The organism is Saccharopolyspora cebuensis, from assembly GCF_039542665.1.
Taxonomy (GTDB): domain Bacteria; phylum Actinomycetota; class Actinomycetes; order Mycobacteriales; family Pseudonocardiaceae; genus Saccharopolyspora; species Saccharopolyspora cebuensis.
In genome coordinates this window covers 90,649-108,112 of the sequence record NZ_BAABII010000005.1, presented here as the reverse complement: position 1 = coordinate 108,112, position 17,464 = coordinate 90,649, and the positions used below count along the sequence as shown (strand labels likewise).

Annotated in this window: 17 protein-coding genes; 9 read left to right on the top strand and 8 right to left on the bottom strand. The window is 73.9% G+C overall.

Annotated elements, in window-relative coordinates; genetic code table 11:
* The first annotated feature begins 16 nt into the window (after positions 1 to 16).
* Together ABD976_RS10270 and ABD976_RS10265 are read left to right on the top strand one after the other, a co-directional pair.
* Positions 17 to 1,351 carry an enolase C-terminal domain-like protein gene (locus ABD976_RS10270; protein WP_345360941.1) on the top strand — a complete coding sequence of 445 codons (1,335 nt, stop codon included), beginning with the start codon at positions 17 to 19 and terminating at the stop codon, positions 1,349 to 1,351.
* Positions 1,352 to 1,367: 16 nt separating this feature from the next.
* Complete coding sequence (locus ABD976_RS10265; RefSeq protein WP_345360938.1) at positions 1,368 to 2,519, top strand: L-talarate/galactarate dehydratase; 1,152 nt, start codon at positions 1,368 to 1,370, stop codon at positions 2,517 to 2,519.
* Positions 2,520 to 2,528: 9 nt separating this feature from the next.
* Here the strand turns inward: ABD976_RS10265 and ABD976_RS10260 are convergent, their stop codons facing one another.
* Entirely contained in the window at positions 2,529 to 2,849 is a 321-nt protein-coding gene (locus ABD976_RS10260; protein ID WP_345360935.1) for an ArsR/SmtB family transcription factor, read from the bottom strand.
* Between the two features lie 251 nt (positions 2,850 to 3,100).
* On the opposite strand from ABD976_RS10260, the gene ABD976_RS10255 reads away from it, so the two are divergent.
* A complete protein-coding gene (locus tag ABD976_RS10255; protein WP_345360932.1) occupies positions 3,101 to 4,306 on the top strand; it encodes an MFS transporter in 1,206 nt (401 codons plus the stop codon).
* Positions 4,307 to 4,422: 116 nt separating this feature from the next.
* Positions 4,423 to 5,943, top strand: a complete 1,521-nt coding sequence (locus ABD976_RS10250) for an acyl-CoA synthetase (protein ID WP_345360929.1) — start codon at positions 4,423 to 4,425, stop codon at positions 5,941 to 5,943.
* Positions 5,944 to 5,958: 15 nt separating this feature from the next.
* Here ABD976_RS10250 and ABD976_RS10245 read toward each other — a convergent pair whose 3' ends face one another.
* Positions 5,959 to 6,396 carry a MarR family winged helix-turn-helix transcriptional regulator gene (locus ABD976_RS10245; protein ID WP_345360926.1) on the bottom strand — a complete coding sequence of 146 codons (438 nt, stop codon included), beginning with the start codon at positions 6,394 to 6,396 and terminating at the stop codon, positions 5,959 to 5,961.
* A 151-nt stretch (positions 6,397 to 6,547) separates the two neighbouring features.
* On the opposite strand from ABD976_RS10245, the gene couO reads away from it, so the two are divergent.
* Positions 6,548 to 7,438 carry a 4-hydroxyphenyl-beta-ketoacyl-CoA hydrolase gene (gene couO, locus ABD976_RS10240; protein ID WP_345360923.1) on the top strand — a complete coding sequence of 297 codons (891 nt, stop codon included), beginning with the start codon at positions 6,548 to 6,550 and terminating at the stop codon, positions 7,436 to 7,438.
* A gap of 191 nt (positions 7,439 to 7,629) precedes the next feature.
* The gene (locus ABD976_RS10235) at positions 7,630 to 8,430 is read left to right on the top strand and encodes an SAM-dependent methyltransferase (protein WP_345360920.1); all 801 of its coding nucleotides are present in this window, start codon (positions 7,630 to 7,632) and stop codon (positions 8,428 to 8,430) included.
* On the opposite strand, the gene ABD976_RS10230 is transcribed toward ABD976_RS10235, so the two are convergent.
* The 3 genes from ABD976_RS10230 to ABD976_RS10220 form a co-directional block, all read right to left on the bottom strand.
* Positions 8,431 to 9,186: an aquaporin gene (locus ABD976_RS10230; protein ID WP_345360917.1), complete on the bottom strand. Its 756-nt coding sequence runs from the start codon at positions 9,184 to 9,186 to the stop codon at positions 8,431 to 8,433. It abuts the gene before it with no gap.
* Between the two features lie 199 nt (positions 9,187 to 9,385).
* A complete protein-coding gene (locus tag ABD976_RS10225; RefSeq protein WP_345360914.1) occupies positions 9,386 to 10,123 on the bottom strand; it encodes a DUF1990 family protein in 738 nt (245 codons plus the stop codon).
* A complete protein-coding gene (locus ABD976_RS10220) occupies positions 10,120 to 10,332 on the bottom strand; it encodes a hypothetical protein (protein ID WP_345360911.1) in 213 nt (70 codons plus the stop codon). Before ABD976_RS10220 ends, ABD976_RS10225 begins: the two co-directional genes overlap by 4 nt.
* Before the next feature lie 82 nt (positions 10,333 to 10,414).
* On the opposite strand from ABD976_RS10220, the gene ABD976_RS10215 reads away from it, so the two are divergent.
* Together ABD976_RS10215 and ABD976_RS10210 are read left to right on the top strand one after the other, a co-directional pair.
* Positions 10,415 to 11,110: a DUF1990 family protein gene (locus tag ABD976_RS10215; RefSeq protein WP_345360908.1), complete on the top strand. Its 696-nt coding sequence runs from the start codon at positions 10,415 to 10,417 to the stop codon at positions 11,108 to 11,110.
* 407 nt (positions 11,111 to 11,517) lie between these two features.
* The gene (locus ABD976_RS10210; protein WP_345360905.1) at positions 11,518 to 12,588 is read left to right on the top strand and encodes an aldo/keto reductase; all 1,071 of its coding nucleotides are present in this window, start codon (positions 11,518 to 11,520) and stop codon (positions 12,586 to 12,588) included.
* Positions 12,589 to 12,679: 91 nt separating this feature from the next.
* Here the strand turns inward: ABD976_RS10210 and ABD976_RS10205 are convergent, their stop codons facing one another.
* Positions 12,680 to 13,756, bottom strand: a complete 1,077-nt coding sequence (locus ABD976_RS10205; RefSeq protein ID WP_345360902.1) for a class I mannose-6-phosphate isomerase — start codon at positions 13,754 to 13,756, stop codon at positions 12,680 to 12,682.
* Entirely contained in the window at positions 13,756 to 14,586 is an 831-nt protein-coding gene (locus tag ABD976_RS10200) for an SDR family oxidoreductase (RefSeq protein ID WP_345360899.1), read from the bottom strand. The genes ABD976_RS10205 and ABD976_RS10200 overlap by 1 nt, the downstream gene beginning before the upstream one ends.
* A gap of 329 nt (positions 14,587 to 14,915) precedes the next feature.
* Between ABD976_RS10200 and ABD976_RS10195 the strand changes: the two genes are divergently transcribed.
* On the top strand, positions 14,916 to 15,779 hold the full coding sequence (locus ABD976_RS10195; RefSeq protein WP_345360896.1) for an alpha/beta fold hydrolase: 864 nt from the start codon (positions 14,916 to 14,918) through the stop codon (positions 15,777 to 15,779).
* 66 nt (positions 15,780 to 15,845) lie between these two features.
* Here ABD976_RS10195 and ABD976_RS10190 read toward each other — a convergent pair whose 3' ends face one another.
* Positions 15,846 to 17,408 (bottom strand): phospholipase D family protein, encoded by a 1,563-nt coding sequence (locus tag ABD976_RS10190; RefSeq protein WP_345360893.1) that lies wholly within the window; start codon positions 17,406 to 17,408, stop codon positions 15,846 to 15,848.
* Between the last annotated feature and the right edge of the window lie 56 nt (positions 17,409 to 17,464).

Below are 17,464 nucleotides of genomic sequence, written 5' to 3'. Positions count from 1 at the left end.
AACCGAGGGGTTTCCCGTGGACACGTCACGCACGCCCACCGTCGTCGACGTCGAGGTGGTGCCCGTCGCCGGGCGGGACAGCATGCTGCTCAACCTCAGCGGTGCGCACGGCCCGTTCTTCACCCGCAACGTGGTGGTGCTGACCGACAGCGAGGGCCGCACGGGGCTGGGCGAGGTGCCCGGTGGCGAGCCGATCCGGCGCACCCTCCTCGACGCCGCCGAACTGGTGCGCGGTCGCCCGGTCGCCCGGCTGCACCGGACCCTGCGCGAGGTCGCCGAGACCTACGCGGCCCGGGACGCCGGCGGGCGCGGCGAGCAGACCTTCGACCTGCGCACCACCGTGCACGCCGTCACCGGTTTCGAATCCGCGCTGCTGGACCTGCTGGGCAAGCACCTGGAGGTGCCGGTGGCCGACCTGCTCGGCGAGGGACGCCAGCGCGACCGGGTGCCGGTGCTGGGCTACCTGTTCTTCATCGGGGACCGCCGCCGCACCCCGCTGCCGTACCCCACCGCCCCCGAGGGCGCCGACGACTGGGAGCGGGCGCGGTGCGAACCCGCGCTCACGCCCGAGTCGGTCGTCGCGCTGGCCGAGGCGGCGCGGGCCCGCTACGGGTTCCGCGACTTCAAGCTCAAGGGCGGGGTGCTGGCGGGGGAGCAGGAGATCGACGCGGTCCGCGCGCTGGCCGAGCGGTTCCCGGACGCCCGGATCACCTTGGACCCCAACGGTGCCTGGTCGCTGGCGGACGCGGTCCGGTGGTGCGCCGGGATGTCCGGGGTGCTCGCCTACGCCGAAGACCCCTGCGGCGCGGAGGACGGGTTCTCCGGCCGGGAGGTGATGGCGGAGTTCCGGCGGGCCACCGGGCTGCCGACCGCGACGAACATGATCGCGACGGACTGGCGGCAGCTCGCCCACGCCGTGCGCTCGCACGCGGTGGACATCCCGCTGGCCGACCCGCACTTCTGGACCCTGCGCGGTTCGGTGCGGGTGGCCCAGCTCTGCCACGACTTCGGGCTCACCTGGGGATCGCACTCCAACAACCACTTCGACATCTCGCTGGCGATGTTCGCCCACGTCGGCGCCGCCGCTCCGGGCGCGATCACCGCGCTGGACACGCACTGGATCTGGCAGGACGGCCAGGCACTGACCCGCGATCCGCTGCGCATCGCCGACGGTGCGATCGCGGTGCCCGACGCGCCGGGGCTCGGGGTGGAACTGGACCGCGACGCCCTGGACGCGGCGCACGCGCTGCACCTCGAACACGGCTTGGGCGCCCGCGACGACGCGGCGGCGATGCGCCACCTCGTCCCGGGCTGGACCTTCGACCCCCGGCGCCCGGCGCTGGTCCGATGAACTCCCAGGAGGCCCGATGAACACCGCATCCGACCGGATCGGCTCCGTGGTGCTGTCCCGCGTCGACCTGCCGCTGGACACCCCGATCAGCGACGCGAAAGTGCTGACCGGGCGGCAGAAACCGCTCACCTCGGTGTCGATGCTGTTCGCCGAGATCCGCACCGAGGAGGGCTGGGAGGGCGTCGGCTACACCTACTCCAAGCGCGCGGGCGGGCCCGGCCAGTACGCCCACGCCCGGGAGGTCGCCCCGGAGCTCATCGGCGAGGACCCCAACGACATCCAGCGGATCTGGACGAAGCTGGTCTGGGCGGGCGCCTCGGTCGGCCGCAGCGGGCTGGCCACCCAGGCCATCGCGGCGATCGACATCGCGCTGTGGGACCTCAAGGCCAAGCGCGCCCGGCTGCCGCTGGCCAAGCTGCTCGGCGCCCACCGCGACGCGGTGGCCTGCTACAACACCTCCGGCGGTTTCCTGTCCACGCCGCTGGAGCAGGTGGTGGACAACACCCGCGCCGCCCGGGAGGCGGGCATCGGCGGGATCAAGATCAAGGTCGGGCACCCGGACCGCCGCGCGGATCTGGCGCGGGTCGCGGCCGTCCGCGAGGAGCTGGGCGACTTCCCGCTGATGGTGGACGCCAACCAGCAGTGGGACCGGGGCACCGCGACCCGGATGGGACGGGTGCTGGAGGAGTTCGACCTGGTCTGGATCGAGGAGCCGCTCGACGCCTACGACGCCGTCGGGCACGCCGCGCTGGCCCGCGAGCTGGCCACGCCGATCGCCACCGGGGAGATGCTCACCAGCGCTTTCGAGCACCGGGAACTGCTGCGCCACGAGTCGGTGGACTTCCTGCAGCCCGACGCGGCGCGGGTCGGCGGGATCACCCCGTTCCTCGCCATCATGGCGGCGGGCCGGGACGCGGGCGTGCGGCTGGCCCCGCACTTCGCGATGGAGATCCACCTGCACCTGGCCGCGGCCTACGAGCTGGACCCGTGGGTCGAGCACTTCGACTGGCTGCAACCGCTGTTCGACGAACGCCCGGAGATCGCCGACGGGCGGATGCTGGTCCCGGGCCGACCGGGTCTGGGCATCACGATCAGCGAGCAGGCCCGGGCCTGGACCGTCCAGCAGGCCCGCACCGACGCCGACGGCACCACCGCGCTGGCGGAGTGACCGCGCCCGTCATGCCGCGGGCGCGCTCCGTCCGGCGGTGGCGATCCCGGTCAGCAGGTCCGCGAGTTCGATGAGCGCCGCGGGGCGCGCCGTGTAGTGGTAGTTGCGGCCCTGCTTGCGGACCGCGACGAGTCCCGCGGTCTTGAGGATCTTGACGTGGTAGGAGACCGTCGACGCCGAGACGTCGGCGTCGGCGACGATCTCCGTGCAGGAGATCTCGTCGGCGGTGGCGATGCGCAGGAACAGATCCATGCGCACCGGGTCGCTGAGCGCCTTGAACACGTCGGTCCGGTTCGCGAGGCCATCGCGGACGTCGTCGAACGCGCTCATGATCACCGCCTCGATCTCGGGTCGCGAGTCCGGTCCAGCTTACCTGCGGCTGGCGCGTCCGAACTGCGCCTGGGCGCCGCTCGGACGCGGTCGTCCGGCCGGGTTCGGCGAGCGGTCCTCGGTTGACGGCGACCGGCAGATGTTTCTACGATCATCGAAATGTCCGCCAGGAGGTTGTTGGCCCGCTCGTCCCAGGTGCAGCCGAGCCGGGTCGTGGCGAGGTGGCGACCCGGCCTCCCGGCGGGTGCGGCATGAGCGCCGGAGCCCAGCGCGCCGCGATCGCGGTCGTGCAGGTCCTCGGGCTCGCCGTCTGGTTCTCCATGTCGGCCGTCGTCCCGAGCCTGCAGCAGGCGTGGGGGATCTCGGCGGCGGAAGCGGTGTGGCTCACCGGCTCGGTGCAGATCGGTTTCGTCGTCGGGGCGCTCGGGTCGACCGCGCTGAACCTGGCCGACCGGGCCCGCCCGCACCGGGTCCTCGCCGCGAGTGCGGCCTCGGCCGCTGCCTGCACGGTCGCGCTGGCCGCCTTCGTGGACGGGATGGCCGGGGCGATCCCGCTGCGCTTCCTGACCGGGGTGTGCCTGGCCGGGGTGTACCCGGTCGGGATGAAGCTGACGGCGTCCTGGTCGAGCAGCACCGGCCGCGGCCTCGCCCTGGGCGTCCTGATCGGGGCGCTGACGATGGGGTCGACGCTGCCGCACCTGATCGCGGGACTGGGATCGCTGCCGTGGCGCGGCGTGCTGTCGGCCGCATCGGGGATCGGACTGCTCGGCGCCGTGGTCGCGCTGGTGCTGGTGCGGCCGGGGCCGCACCTGGCCGCGGCGGCGCCCCAGCACAACCCGCGGTACGCGATCACGATGTTCGCCGAGCGCCGGCCCGCGCTCGTCAACGTCGGCTACTTCGGGCACATGTGGGAGCTCTACGCGCTGTGGACCTGGATCCCGACGTTCCTGCTGGCCAGCTCCGCAGGAGCGGCGTTGCCGGGTTCGGTCGCGCTCGTCGTGTTCGCGGCCATGGGGATCGCGGGCGTGGCGGGGTGCCTGCTGGGTGGCTGGGCCGCGGACCGGTTCGGTCGCTCTCCGACCGCCATCGCGGCGTTGGCCGTGAGCGGGCTGTGCTGCGCGGTGTCGCCGTTCGCCTTCGCCGCGGGACCGGCGTTGCTCGTCGTGTTCTGCGCCGTGTGGGGCGCGGCGGTGATCGCGGATTCCGGCGTGTTCTCGACCTCGTTGAGCGAGACGGCCGATCCCCGCTACGTCGGCACCGCGCTCACGGCGCAGACCGCGATCGGTTTCGCGCTCACCGTCGTGAGCATCCAGCTCGTCCCGGTGGTGGCCGACGTGGTCGGCTGGCGCTACGCGTTCCTGGTGCTGGCCCCCGGCCCGCTCATCGGCGCGCTCGCGATGCGCGCCTTCGGTGCCCGCCCGGCAGCCGGTGCGGTGCCCGCGAAGGAGAGCACCTGATTCCCGCCCGACCGCGCATCGGGGCGTCGCCGCGACGGCGCACAATGATTGACTTGCTCAACGGTTGATGCTCTCCTGTGAAAACGGCGGTAGTCGGCTGCGAGGAGGCACCGATCGTGCGCAACGAGGGCGTGGGTTCCTGGCCGTACCGGCGGTTCCGGCGGGACCCGGAGCGCACGGCGCTCACCTTCCGCGCGCAGAGCTGGAGCTACGGCGCGCTGGACGAGCGGGTCACCCGGCTCGCGCACGCGCTGCGCGGCCTCGGGGTGGGGCGCGGTGACCGGGTCGCGCTGGTGAGCCCGAACCACCCGGCCTACCTGGAGGCGCTGTTCGCCTGCGGTCTGCTCGGTGCGGTGTTCGTGCCGCTCAACGCCCGGTCGGCCGCACCGGAGATCGCCTTCGCGCTGCGCGATTCGGGCGCGGCGGTGCTCGTCCACTCGGCCGCGGTGGCCGCGACGGCGGTCGAGGCGGCGGAGTCGGCGGGGACGCCGCGCCGGATCGTGGTCGACGGCCCGCCGGACGCGGCGGCGCTGGACTACGAGGCGCTGATCGAGGGCGCGGCCACCGACCGGCTCGACGAACCGGTCGGGCACGACGACCCCTGCGTCATCATGTACACCTCCGGGACCACCGGCCGGCCCAAGGGCGTGGTGCTCACCCACGGCGGCGTCACCTTCGCGGTGCTGAACCCGGTGCTGGACCTGGACCTGGCCACCGACGAGGTCGCGCTGGTGTGCGCGCCGCTGTTCCACACGGCCGCGCTGGACTTCGTCGCGCTGCCGGTGCTGCTCAAGGGCGGCACCGTGCACGTCGAGGAGCGCTTCGACCCCGGCCGGGTGCTCGCCCTGGTCGAGCGGCGCCGCGTCACCTACACCTTCGGCGTGCCGACGATGTGCGACGCGCTGAGCGCGCATCCGGACTGGCCGGGCACCGACCTGTCCTCGCTGCGCCGCGTCGTGGTCGCCGCCGCGCCGGTGCCGCCGCGCACCCTGCGCGCCTTCGCCGACCGCGGGATCCGCATGTGCCAGGGGTACGGGCTCACCGAGACCGGGCCGGGAGCGCTGATCCTGACCCCGGACGCCGTCGAGCGCAAGCTCGGGACGGCGGGCGTGCCGCACTTCTTCACCGACGTCCGGGTGGTGGACCAGCGCGGCGAGCCGGTTCCGCCGGGCGAGCGCGGGGAGATCCAGATCAGCGGTCCGAACGTGATGCGGGAGTACTGGAACCGCCCGGAGGCGACCCGGGAGGCCTTCGCCGACGGCTGGTTCCGCTCCGGTGACATCGGGGTGTCCGATGCGGACGGTTACGTGTCCGTGGTGGACCGGCTGAAGGACATGTTCATCTCCGGTGGGGAGAACGTCTACCCGGCCGAGGTGGAGGCCGCGCTGCTGGACCTGCCGGGGATCGAGGAGTGCGCCGTGTTCGGCGTCCCGGACCCGCGGTGGGGCGAGGTCGGTCGTGCCGCGGTGACCGTCGCCGACGGCGTGCGGATCGACCAGCGGCAGATCGTCGCGTTCCTGGAGCGCCGCCTGGCCCGGTACAAGATCCCGAAGTCGTTCGTGGTGCTGCCCGAGATCCCGCGCACCGCGAGCGGCAAGGTGCGCAAGGGCGAGCTCCGCGAGCGCTACGCGGGTTGACGCGCTCGGCCGCGCTCAGCCCTCCTCGGCGGGGAACGCGATGTGCTGGAGCGCCTCGCGCAGTTCCCGGGTGCGCTCGGCCGGGAACCCCGCGAAGTGCCGGTCGCTGCGCTCGGCCACCCGGTCCCGCGCCTCGCCGTGCAGCCGGACGCCGTCCTCGGTGGCCGTGACCAGCTTGTTCCGCCGGTCCTGCGGATCGGCCGCGCGCACCACCAGGCCGCGGTCCTGGAGCTCGTCGACGAGTGCCACGATCTGGCTCGGGTCGAGGCCGACCAGGGCGGCGAGCCGCCGCTGCGCGATGCCGCGGTGCTCGACGACCAGCGCGAGCACGGAGTAGGAGCGGACCCGCAGGCCGAGCGGGGCGAGGGCCTTGCTGGCCGACCGCGCCACCACGCCGCTCGCGCGGGAGAGCAGGAAGCCGAGGTCGTCGGTCAGCGGGGGGTGCGGGCTCATGGGGGCCTCCTGCCGGGAACGCCCGGAATCGTAGCAGTACCTCAACGATTGAACTTCTCCACGATAGATGTTCTCATGCGACCATGGTCGGAATCGCGGAGGACCAGCGCGGAGCTCGGCGGCACGGTCGCGAGCGGGGGGCGACCGCGCGATGACCCGCTACGAATGCGCCATCGACGTCGACCGGATCACCGCGCTCGACGTGCACACCCACGTGGAGATCGACAGCAGCGGCCACCGCTCGCTGGACGACGAGCTGATGTCGGCCTCGGAGAAGTACTTCAAGCCCGGTGCCGAACGCACCCCACCGCTGGAGGCCATCGCGGCGCACTACCGCGAGCGCGCCATGGCGGCCGTGGTGTTCACGGTGGACTGCGCCGCGGCCACCGGTCACCCGGCCAACTCCGTGGAGGAGATCGCCGAGGGCGCCGCGCGGCACAACGACGTGCTCATCCCGTTCGGCTCGGTGGATCCGTGGCAGGGCGTGGCGGCGGTGCGGCGGGCCCGGCGGCTGGTCGACGAGCACGGCGTCCGCGGCTTCAAGTTCCACCCCAGCCTCCAGGCGTTCGAACCGAACGACCGCCGGTTCTACCCGCTGTACCAGGCGATCTCCGAGCTCGGGGTGCCCGCGCTGTTCCACACCGGGCAGACCGGGATCGGCGCCGGGCTGCCCGGTGGGCACGGCATCAAGCTGCGCTACTCCGATCCGATGCTGCTCGACGACGTGGCCGCCGACTTCCCGGACCTGACGATCATCCTGGCGCACCCCTCGGTGCCGTGGCAGGACGCCGCGATCTCCATCGCCACCCACAAGGCCAACGTGCACATCGACCTGTCCGGCTGGTCGCCGAAGTACTTCCCGCCGCAGCTCGTGCGCGCGGCGAACTCGGTGCTGCGGCACAAGGTCCTGTTCGGCTCGGACTTCCCGGTGATCCGGCCGGACCGCTGGATGCGCGACTTCGCGGCGCTCGACATCTCCGCCGAGGTGCGTCCGCTGATCTGCAAGGACAACGCCCTGCGGCTGCTCGGGCTCCGCGGCTGAGCACCGCGCGGAGAAGGCTCCGCCCGGCCGCGTACCACCGACGGCCGGCGAAGCCTCCGCCCCGCTCGGGGGCACTTCCCATCCTCCCAGGACCCGCCGCGCTCGTCATCCGGCGCGGCGACGTCTTGCCCCGACGTGCCCGGTCGGCGAGGATCACCCCATCGGTCCAACGCGAGGAAGGATGTCCCGAGGTGTCCGATCCGACTTCCGAGTTCGTCGGCGTCAACCACCGGGTGGCGAACCCGGCCCGGATCTACGACTACGGGCTGGGCGGTGACCACAACTTCGCGGCCGATCGCGAGCGCTTCGAGATGCTGGAGCAGGTCGATCCCGACGCCCGCCTGGTGGTGAGCGCCAACCGCGGTTTCCTGCGCCGGGCGGTGCGGTACTGCATGCAGCAGGGCATCACCCAGTTCCTCGACCTGGGGTCCGGGGTGCCGACCGTGGGCAACGTGCACGAGGCGGCGCACCAGATCGACCCCTCGGTCCGGGTGGTCTACGTCGACAACGAGCCGGTCGCCGCCGCGCACACCCGGCGGTTGCTGCGCGGCCTGGACAACACGGCCATCGTCGAGGAGGACCTGCGCAACCCGGAGGCCATCATGAGCGCGCCGGAGACGCGGGAGCTGCTCGACTTCTCCAAGCCGGTGGGGCTGATGATGGTGGCCGTGCTGCACTGGGTCGCCGACGCCGACGTCGCGGGGCTGCTGGCCCGCTACCGGTCCTTCCTCGCCCCCGGCAGCATGCTCGCCATCAGCCACCTCACCGACGAGCACCTCCCGGAGCAGATGGGCCAGGTCGGCGAGGTCTTCGACGAGACCACCGAGCCGGTCACCTACCGCCCGCAGTCCCAGGCCGACCTGCTGTTCGAGGGCTGCGACCTGGTCAGCCCCGGCGTCGTCTACACCACGGAGTGGCGGTCCGAGCCGCACGAGGCCGTGCACCCGCCGGAGCGCGCCAAGATCTGGGCGGCCGTCGGTCGCCTGCGCTGATCACGCCGCCTTCTGGGCCTTCGACGCATCCGGCTCCGGTTGGGGCAGCAGCGCGGTGTGCAGCCCGCCCGCGATCAGGCCGCCGACCACCGGGGCCAGGATGAACAACCACACCTGCCCCAGCGCGCCGCCACCGGCGAAGATCGCCGGGCCCAGCGCGCGGGCCGGGTTGACCGACGTGCTGGTCAGCGGGATCCCCACGAGGTGCACCACGGCCAGCGCGAAGCCGATCGGGATGCCCGCGAAGCCGGGAGCGTTGCGGTGCCCGAGCCTGCTGGTCACCGAGAGCACGACGAACACGAACAGGAAGGTGAGCACCACCTCGGCGGCGAAGGCGCCGCCCGCGCTGATCCCGACGTCGGATTCGTCGCCCCAGCCGTTCGCGCCCAGTCCGGTGACCCCGGGCTGGTAGACCGCCGTCGTGCGCATCACGCCGTAGAGCACCGCCGCGCCCGCGATGCCGCCGACGAACTGCGCCAGCCAGTAGCCCGCCGCCTCCGACAGCGGCATCCGGCCGGAGCACACGAACCCGACCGTCACGGCGGGGTTGATGTGGCAGCCCGACACCGGTCCCAGCGAGTACACCAGCACCAGCATCACCAGGCCGAAGGTGAGCGCGGTCGCCACCACCCCGGCCGCGAGGCTGGTCCCGGCCAGCGCGATGCCGTCGCCGAAGGACAGCGTGGCGACACCGACGGCGAAGAACACCAGCAGCGCCGTGCCCAGCGCCTCGACCGCGAGCTTCCTAGCCAGCATGACGTCCCCCCAGGTCGTCGTGAGCTCGGTCCCCGCCAGGGTGGGCCAGTCCGCGCCGACCCGCCGGGCGGGCCGACACCGATCGGGTGGGCGAAGCGGTGCCGCGCTGATCCCCCTCAGGTCAGTCCGGGTCCGGGATCGGGCACGTCGGTTCGCGGCCTCGTGCCGGGCGGCGACGACTCCGGTCCCGAGCTGAAGCTCACCCCCGCCGCGGGTTGGGCCCCGCCGGGTGGTGGTTCCGGAGGGCCGCGCGGTCGCGGAAGCCGAACCTGGCCTCCGAGGGGGCCAGCACCAGGTCACCGCGTCGCAGCGGCGGCGGCAGCACGGCCCCGGCCAGCCGGGCCCGCACGAGCGCGCGCAGCCGGGGACCGCACCGCCGGTAGAAGCGCAGCTGGGTGTGCCTGCCGAACAGCAGCCACCCGAACCGCAGGACCGGGCCGAGGGCGGGGGTGCGCTGCGAGCAGCCGGTGATGACGAACTCGACCGATCCCGAACCGACGTCCTTGACCACCTCGTAGCTCATCCGGCCGCGTTCGAGGTGGCCCTCCAAGGTCTCGTACGCCCAACCCCAGCCGTGCCGTCCCGAGGACCCGGTGCGTTCGAGGACGTCGGTCACCCGCACGCCCATGGTGAAGCGGAGCCCGTGGAACCGGCCTTCGAGCAGCATGTCGCGGCCGAGCAGGTCCGCGCGGCGGTCGTAGCAGGCGCGCACCAGCCCCGGATCGGAGAACTCGTAGTCGCGCACCAGGCCGCACGCGACCTCCCACGCCCCGCCGCGCACCGGCGGACCGGGGCGTTCGCGGGCCAGGAAGCACCGGTGCTCGTCGAGGTGCCAGCGCCGCGGCTCGACCTCCTCGGGGTGGAAGTTCACCCGGCGCCCGCGCAGTTCCCGCAGCGTCGCGCCCGGGTCGCCGCCCAGCAGCGGAAAGCCGATCATTCGTGCTCGCGGAGCGAATCGCCGATCAGCCACAGCGTCGGCGGCCACAACCCGGTGAACAGCGCGCGCCGCTCGGCGTTGCCCCGCTCGTGCTGGTCCACGGTCTTCGCCCGGATCCACAGGCAGAGGCACAGCGCGACCGAACCGAGCGACATCGCGTGCAGGTGGCTGCTGCGCAACCCGGCACCGTGCAGGAGCCGAACGACCATCGAAGCCTCCGGTGTTGCCCGTCGTCGCCGATCGTGCCCAGTATGGGGAACCCACGTCGCCTCCGCGACAAGGAGGGCTCCGATGGCGACCACCGAGCGGACGCCGTTCATCGCGTTGCGCTGGGCCGCCGGGATGGCGCTGATCTCGTGGCGCTACCTCTGGCAGACGACCCCGCTGCACCGCACCGAGGAGTTCGGCGACGACTCCGACCTCCCGCCCGCGCTGCCCGCCGACCTCGTCGACGAGCACAGCCAGCTCGCCCCGCACGGCGTGGGACCGCTGTTCCACCGCCGGTTCGGCGTGCACGTCGAGGGCGGCTCGCTCACGGCGCAGGAGCTGATCGACGTGTTCAGCCGCCGGTTCGACCGGGCGGTCCCGCGCGAGGTGGCGGCGGTGAGCAGGCGGACGGGCACCCGAGGTGCGCTGCAACCCGGTGACGAGCTGGTGGTCCGGATGCCCGGGCCCTGGGACGCCCCGGTCCGCGTCGTCGAGCGCACTCCCGAGTCCTTCCGGCTGGCCACCCTGCGCAGCCACCTGGAGGCGGGGCTGATCGAGTTCCGCGCCAGCCCCGAGGACGACGGCCTGCGGTTCGAGATCGAGGCGTGGGCCCGGCCGAGCACCGCGCTGGTGCACCTGCTGTACTCCCGGCTGCGGCTGGCCAAGGAGATGCAGCTCAACATGTGGGTCCGGAGCTGCCTGGCGGCCGCCGCGCTGGCCGGCGGCCGGGCCCGCGACGGCGTCACCATCCACACCCGGCGCTGCGTCTGGCCGCAGTAGGGGAGGGACGGCCGAACGGCCGAGGTCTCGATGGCCGAACGGCCGAGCGCGCCAGCCCCGTTCGGGCCGATCGACCGATGCCGCCGGCACCTCGGGTCGGCCAAGGTGGTGCTGTCGTCCCCACCGGATCGGAGGCAGCGCCGTGCACGAGTTCGAAGGTCGTTGGTGCGCCGGGAAGTCCGAGCGCCGCATGCGCTCGCGGAGTCGGGTCGTTCCCGCGGCGGGTACCTCGGGACCGGCTCCCGGACCGCTCCGGCCCTCCGCGCGCGGTCCGCCGAGGGGCGCTGGGCGGACCGCGATCGGCGTGGTGCTGCGGGAACCGAGCCGCCGCGCCCGGCGGCGCATGGTGTCGCGGCGCTCCGGGTAGGTCGACGGTGGTCCGGAACGGTCTCGTCGGGGAGGAAGTCGTGGAGCACGTCGCGCTCGGGAATTCTGGTCTGCTGGTGTCGCGCTTCGCGATCGGCACGCTCACCGTGGGCAACGATCCCACCTTCGCACCGATGGCCGGGGTGGACGCCGACGGGCTGCGGCGGCTGTTCGACATCGCCCTCGACGCCGGGGTGAACGTCGTGGACACCGCGAACATGTACTCCTTCGGCCAAGCCGAGGAGATCACCGCGCAGGCGCTGGCGGGACGGCGTGACGACGTCGTGCTCACCTCGAAGGTGCGGATGGCGGTCGAGGCGGGGCCCAACGGCGGTGGCGCGTCGCGGTCCCACATCCTGCGGGAGGTGGAGAACAGCCTGCGCCGGTTGCGCACCGACCACCTGGACCTGCTCTACACCCACCAGTGGGACGGCGTGACGCCCATCGAGGAGACGCTGGCCGCGCTGGACACCCTGGTGCGGGACGGCAAGGTCCGCTACGTCGGCACCTCGAACTACAGCGCGTGGCAGCTCGTCAAGACCACCTACACCGCGCGGCTGCGCGGTGTGGTGGAGCCGGTGGTGCAGCAGATGTACTACTCGCCGGAGGCGCGCGAGCTGGAGTACGAGATCCTCCCGGCCGCCCGCGACCTGGGCATCGGGACCTTCGTGTGGGGTGCGCTCGGTGAAGGCCTGCTCTCCGGCAAGGTGCGGCGCGGGCAGGAGACCCCGAGCACCACGCGGCAGGGCAGCGGGTGGCCGGAGCCGCACGTCACCGACTGGGAGCGCGCCTACTCGGTGATCGAGGTGCTCGCCGGGATCGCCGACGGGCACCGCGCGTCCGTGCCGCAGGTGGTGCTGGCGTGGCTGCTGCGGCGCCCCGGGGTGACCGGCATCGTGCTGGGCGCCCGCACACCGGAGCAGCTCCAGGACAACCTCGCGGCCGACCGGCTCGAGCTCTCCGAGGAGGAGCACCGGCGGATCACCGAGGTCGGGCAGCTCCCCGCCTACTACCCGTACTGGCACCGCTCGCTCAACGCCCCGGACCGGCCGGACCCGGCCGAGCAGCCCTACCTGGAGGAGTTCGCCCGGCGAGCCGGGCAGCAGACCTGAACGCCCGCTCGACGACCCGCCACCGACGCCGCGCCCGCCCCGACGCCGCGCCCGCCACGACGCCGCTGCGCGGCGGTCCGCGGGCGAGCGTTCAGATCCCGGCGTCGGCGAGCCCTTCGCCCAGCGCGGCGATCGCCCGCGGACCGTGCCCGGCCGCCAGCAGCGGAGCGAGCACGTCGCGGCGGAGGTCGGGCAGGTGTCCCAGCAGCACGTCGGCGGGCCCCTCGATCTCCACCACGCCCAGTGCGGCGGGCAGCAGCAGGGTCTGCGCCGGTCCGAGCGGTTCCGCCGCCGACCCGCTGCGCACCACCACCGGGCCCCCGAGGTTGGACAGGACCTGCGCGGTGCGGAACGAGTGCCGCATCGGGGCGGTGCCGCCGACCCGCCACCGCTCCAACGCGAAGTGCGGACCGGCGCACAGCACGATCCGCCGCACCCCGTCGTCCACGGGGATGTCCAGCCCCGGTACCGGGTCGGGCCGGGCGTCGTAGCGGACCTGGTCGAGCAGCGCCTCGACGTTGGCGTGCCACTGCTCGTCGGGCAGCGTCGAGCCGTCCTCCATGGCCCAGCGCATCGCGTGCTGCTGGACGTCCGAGGTCTGCTCGATCTCGTAGACCAGGGTGGCCGGTCCGAAGCTGTGCACGGTGCCGCCCGGCACGTAGAAGGTCTCGCCCGGGCGCACCGGAACGCGCCGCAGCGCCCGGTCGAAGTCCTGGTCCAGCAGCGCCCGGTGCAGCTCCGCGCGGTCCACCCCCGGACGCACGCCGCACAGGGCGGTGGCGCCGGGCGCGGCGTGCAGCACGTGCCAGGCCTCCGTCTTGCCGTTCGGTTCGCCCTCCAGCCGCCGCGCCGCGGCGTCGTCGGCGTGCACGTGCACGGGCAGCGGACCGGCGGCGTCGATGAACTTGGTGAGCAGCGGGAAGCGGTGGCCGGACCAGCCGTCGCCCACCAGCTCCTCCGGCCACCGGGTGACCAGCTGCCGCAGCGGTGTGCCCGCCAGCGGACCGCTGAGCACCTCGGCGGCGCGCCCGTCGACGTCGCTGACTTCCCAGGTCTCGCCGATGGCCCAGTCCGGCAGCCCCGCCTTGCCCAGGGTGCGCGCGATGGCCCGGCCGCCGAAGACCAGCGGTCGGGCCGGGCAGCTCAGGCGCAGCGGGTACCAGTCCATCAGAGGATCGGCGTGCCGCCGGTCACCGGGATGCGGGCGCCGGAGACGTAGCTGCCCTCGTCCGAGGCGAGCAGGACGTAGGCCGGGGCGACCTCCGCGGGCTGCCCCGGTCGGCCCAGCGGGACGCCGCCGCCGAAGTTCTCGACGTCGTCCTCGGTCATCGTCGACGGGATCAGCGGGGTCCAGATCGGTCCGGGCGCGACGCTGTTGGCGCGGATGCCGCGCGGGCCGAGCATCTGGGCGAGACTCGCCGCCATGTTGGCGATCCCTGCCTTGGTCGCGTTGTAGGCCAGCAGCTTCGGCGGTGGGGCGTCGGAGTTGACCGACGTCGACCCGATGATCGACGCGCCCGCGCGCAGGTGCGGCACCGCCGCCTTGGTCAGGTGGAAGAACGCGCTGAGGTTGACCGCGAGGGTGTGGTCCCACTCCTCGTCCGGGACGTCCTCGATCGAGTCGTGGGTCATCTGGAACGCCGCGTTGCTCACCAGCACGTCGAGCTGCCCGAACTCCTCGACCGCCCGCGCGACGATGTCGCGGCAGTGCGCGGGATCGGCCACGTCGCCGGACATCACCACCGCGGTGCGCCCGGCATCGACGATCCAGCGCCGCGTCTGCTCGGCGTCCGGGTGCTCGTTCTGGTACGCGACGAGCACGTCGGCGCCCTCCCGCGCGAAGGCGATCGCCACCGCGCGGCCGATGCCGCTGTCGGCGCCGGTGATCACGGCGGCCTTCCCGGCCAGCCGCCCGGAACCCCGGTAGCTGTGCTCGCCGTGGTCGGGCCGGGGTTCCATCGCCTCGGTGCTGCCGGGCGGGGTCTGCTGCTGCGCCATCGGACCTCCTCGTGCCGGGCCCTTCGATGCTCGCCCACTCCCGCGCGAACCGCACTCGCTGCCGCGGGGAGGTGGCGGCGGGGTGATCGTCGGCACAGCGGCTACCCGCCGGTAGGCCACGACCGGGTACAACCGGTGTGCTGAGAAGCTGTGGTGGCACTCGTCCCGCGTGGCGGTGCGGGTGGCGGGGCCTGAGGCGGTCGCCGCGCTGCGCCGATCCGCCGCGTGCACGGCGTCGCGGCTGCCCTCAGGCCGCTGGAGAACCCGCGGCGGTGCCGGTTGCGCCTGGTCGCGAGCGGCGCCGCCGCACCGAACAACCGGAGGTGACCATGACCGCCGAACAGGACCCGAGGTGGTTCCGCGAGGCGCTGGCCGAGGCACCGCGGCACGCGGACGTCGAGGTCGAGGGGTGCCCGATCCATCTGCGCTGCTGGGGCGATCCGGAGCGGCAAGGGCTGGTGCTGGTGCACGGCGGCGCGGCGCACTCCGGCTGGTGGGACCACATCGCCCCGTTCCTGGCGCGCACCCACCGGGTCGTCGCGCTGGACCTGAGCGGGCACGGTGACAGCGGTCGGCGGCCGGTCTACGACATGCTGACGTGGGCCCGCGAGGTCGTGGCCGCCGCCGAGGCCGGGGGAGCGGTGCGCGCACCGCTGGTCGTGGGGCACAGCATGGGCGGCTGGGTCGCCGCGACCGCCGGGGCCCACCACGGCGATCGGTTCGACGGCGTCGCGATCATCGACTCCCCGCTCAACGACCAGCCGCCCGAGGAGCGCAAGCTGCGCAGGGAGCTCCGCGAGCCCAAGGTGTACCCCTCGCTCGAGGCGATCGTGGACCGGTTCGCGCCGCTGCCCGCCCAGGAGGTCGTGCTGCCGCACGTGCGCAGGCACGTCGCGGCGGAGTCGGTCCGCCCGGTCGAGGGCGGGTGGACCTGGAAGTTCGACCCGAACATGGTCGGCGACCGGTTGCCGCTGCGCGACCTGCTGCCCGCGCTGCGCTGCCGGGCGGCCTTCCTGCGCTCCGAGTTCGGCCTGGTCCCGCCGCCGATGATCGCCGAGATCGAAGCGCTGCTCGGCGATGCGCCCGTCGTCGAGCTGCCCGAGGCCGGGCACCACCCGATGCTGGACCAGCCGCTGTCGCTGGTCGCGGCGCTGCGGGCGCTGCTCGCGCACTGGTCGCCGGTCACCACCTGAGCGCCCCGGGACGCCGGTCTCCGGGGGCCGGGCTGCTGCGCAACGGTGCGCCAGCTCCGGCGGTGGTCAGTCGTCGAGGCGGTCCAGGGCGGCGGCGCCCCGCCTGCGCGGGGACCACGCGCGCCCGTCCGGGTCGGTGAGCAGCCGCCCCGCGGGAACCGCCCACAGCCGCGTCCGGCGGGTGACGCGGGGGCGCCGGTGGGTGCGCAGGTGCCCGGGTGGGCGCGGGCCGCGCCGCCCGGCGGCGTGCCAGCGGTCCAGGGCCGCGGCGGCCTCGCGCAGCAGCGCGATCCCGCGCTCCGGCGGGTCCGGTTCGGGGTCCGGGCGCCCGCCGAGGTGCTCCCGCCAGAGCCGCACCCGCAGGTCGCGGGCGAAGCTCCCGCCGGGCTCGTCCACGACGGCGGCGGTGAGCTCGGAGTCGTAGGTCCACGACCGGCGGTTGAGGTTGGCCGACCCGACGGCGGCCCAGACGTCGTCGACCACGCACAGCTTGGAGTGCACGTAGATCGGCGGCCCCGCGTCGCTCTCCAGCTCGAACAGGTGGACCCGGTCGCCGCCGGCCCGGTGCAGCAGGTCCACCGCATCGGCGTGGGCGACGTCGCTGGTGGCCACGTGCAGCGCGCCGTCCTTGTCCGGCCGCCGGGGGAGCACCGCCACCAGCCGCAGGTGCGGTCGCCGGCGCAGGGCCTCGGCGAAGACCTCCGCGACCATCGGCGACCAGAGGAACTGGTCCTCGACGTAGATGAACCGGCGGGCGCGGCGCAGCGCCTTGCGGTAGCCGTGCGCGACGCTGCGCTCGCCGTCCGGGGCGAACGGGAACGGCGGGGTCTTGGCCGGGTAGGTGCGCAGGAGCTGCACCGCGTGCGGTCCGCAGCGGGGCGGTGCGGGCAGCGGCTCGGGGAGCGCGGTGGGGTGCTCCTCGCGGTGCCACCAGGACGCCGGTGCCCGGCGCAGCGAGGTCGAGTCCTGCCACCGCTCCCGGAAGCAGTGCTCCACGTCGGCCACCGCGGGGCCGCGCACTTCGAGGTGGGCGTCGTGCCAGGACGGGCGGTGCCCGTAGACCGCGGCGACCGAGGACTGCACCCGCGGATCGCCGCGGTGGCCGTCGTCGTCCCGCCTGCTCGGGCACGGGTCGATCCCGCCGACGAAGGCGACGTCGTCGCCGGGCCGGTCGGGCCGCCGGATGACGAGGAACTTCTGGTGGTGGCTGCCGGTGGCCCGGACCCGCTGGTCGAGCACCGCCGTCGCCCCTTCCCGCCGCAGCAGGGCGGCGAGGTCGAGGTTGCCCGGCACGAAGTCGTCCAGGACGTCCAGGTAGGGCCGCCAGAGCAGCGCGTGCACCGACGCGCCGGCGCGCACGGCGGCGACGAGCGCGGCGCCCGCGGTCCGGCCCGACGCGTCGAGGGGCTGGTCCGGATCGCCGAGCCACGCCGCGAGGTGGATCCGGTCGCCCGGACCGGTGTCGGCGAGCTCGGCGCGCAGCCGGTCGAAGTACTCGGCGCCGTCGATCAGCGGGCGCACCCGGTTGCCGCCGGACCAGGCGGTCGGCCCGTCGAGCCCGGTGTGCGGGTTGCCGCGTTCGGCCGGGGTGAGCAACCAGTCCGTCGCGCCGCGCTCGTCGTGGTCCACGTGCGGATCCGCCCTCCCGTCGTCGCGTGTCGCGAGGAGGGGGACCCACTCGGGGC

Bases quoted from the DNA above. Each gene is read 5' to 3' on its own strand.
- ABD976_RS10265 (WP_345360938.1), top strand. From the start codon at position 1,368: ATGAACACCGCATCCGACCGGATCGGCTCCGTGGTGCTGTCCCGCGTC.
- ABD976_RS10260 (WP_345360935.1), bottom strand. From the start codon at position 2,849: ATGAGCGCGTTCGACGACGTCCGCGATGGCCTCGCGAACCGGACCGAC.
- ABD976_RS10255 (WP_345360932.1), top strand. From the start codon at position 3,101: ATGAGCGCCGGAGCCCAGCGCGCCGCGATCGCGGTCGTGCAGGTCCTC.
- ABD976_RS10245 (WP_345360926.1), bottom strand. From the start codon at position 6,396: ATGAGCCCGCACCCCCCGCTGACCGACGACCTCGGCTTCCTGCTCTCC.
- couO (WP_345360923.1), top strand. From the start codon at position 6,548: ATGACCCGCTACGAATGCGCCATCGACGTCGACCGGATCACCGCGCTC.
- ABD976_RS10230 (WP_345360917.1), bottom strand. From the start codon at position 9,186: ATGCTGGCTAGGAAGCTCGCGGTCGAGGCGCTGGGCACGGCGCTGCTG.
- ABD976_RS10225 (WP_345360914.1), bottom strand. From the start codon at position 10,123: ATGATCGGCTTTCCGCTGCTGGGCGGCGACCCGGGCGCGACGCTGCGG.
- ABD976_RS10220 (WP_345360911.1), bottom strand. From the start codon at position 10,332: ATGGTCGTTCGGCTCCTGCACGGTGCCGGGTTGCGCAGCAGCCACCTG.
- ABD976_RS10215 (WP_345360908.1), top strand. From the start codon at position 10,415: ATGGCGACCACCGAGCGGACGCCGTTCATCGCGTTGCGCTGGGCCGCC.
- ABD976_RS10205 (WP_345360902.1), bottom strand. From the start codon at position 13,756: ATGGACTGGTACCCGCTGCGCCTGAGCTGCCCGGCCCGACCGCTGGTC.
- ABD976_RS10200 (WP_345360899.1), bottom strand. From the start codon at position 14,586: ATGGCGCAGCAGCAGACCCCGCCCGGCAGCACCGAGGCGATGGAACCC.
- ABD976_RS10195 (WP_345360896.1), top strand. From the start codon at position 14,916: ATGACCGCCGAACAGGACCCGAGGTGGTTCCGCGAGGCGCTGGCCGAG.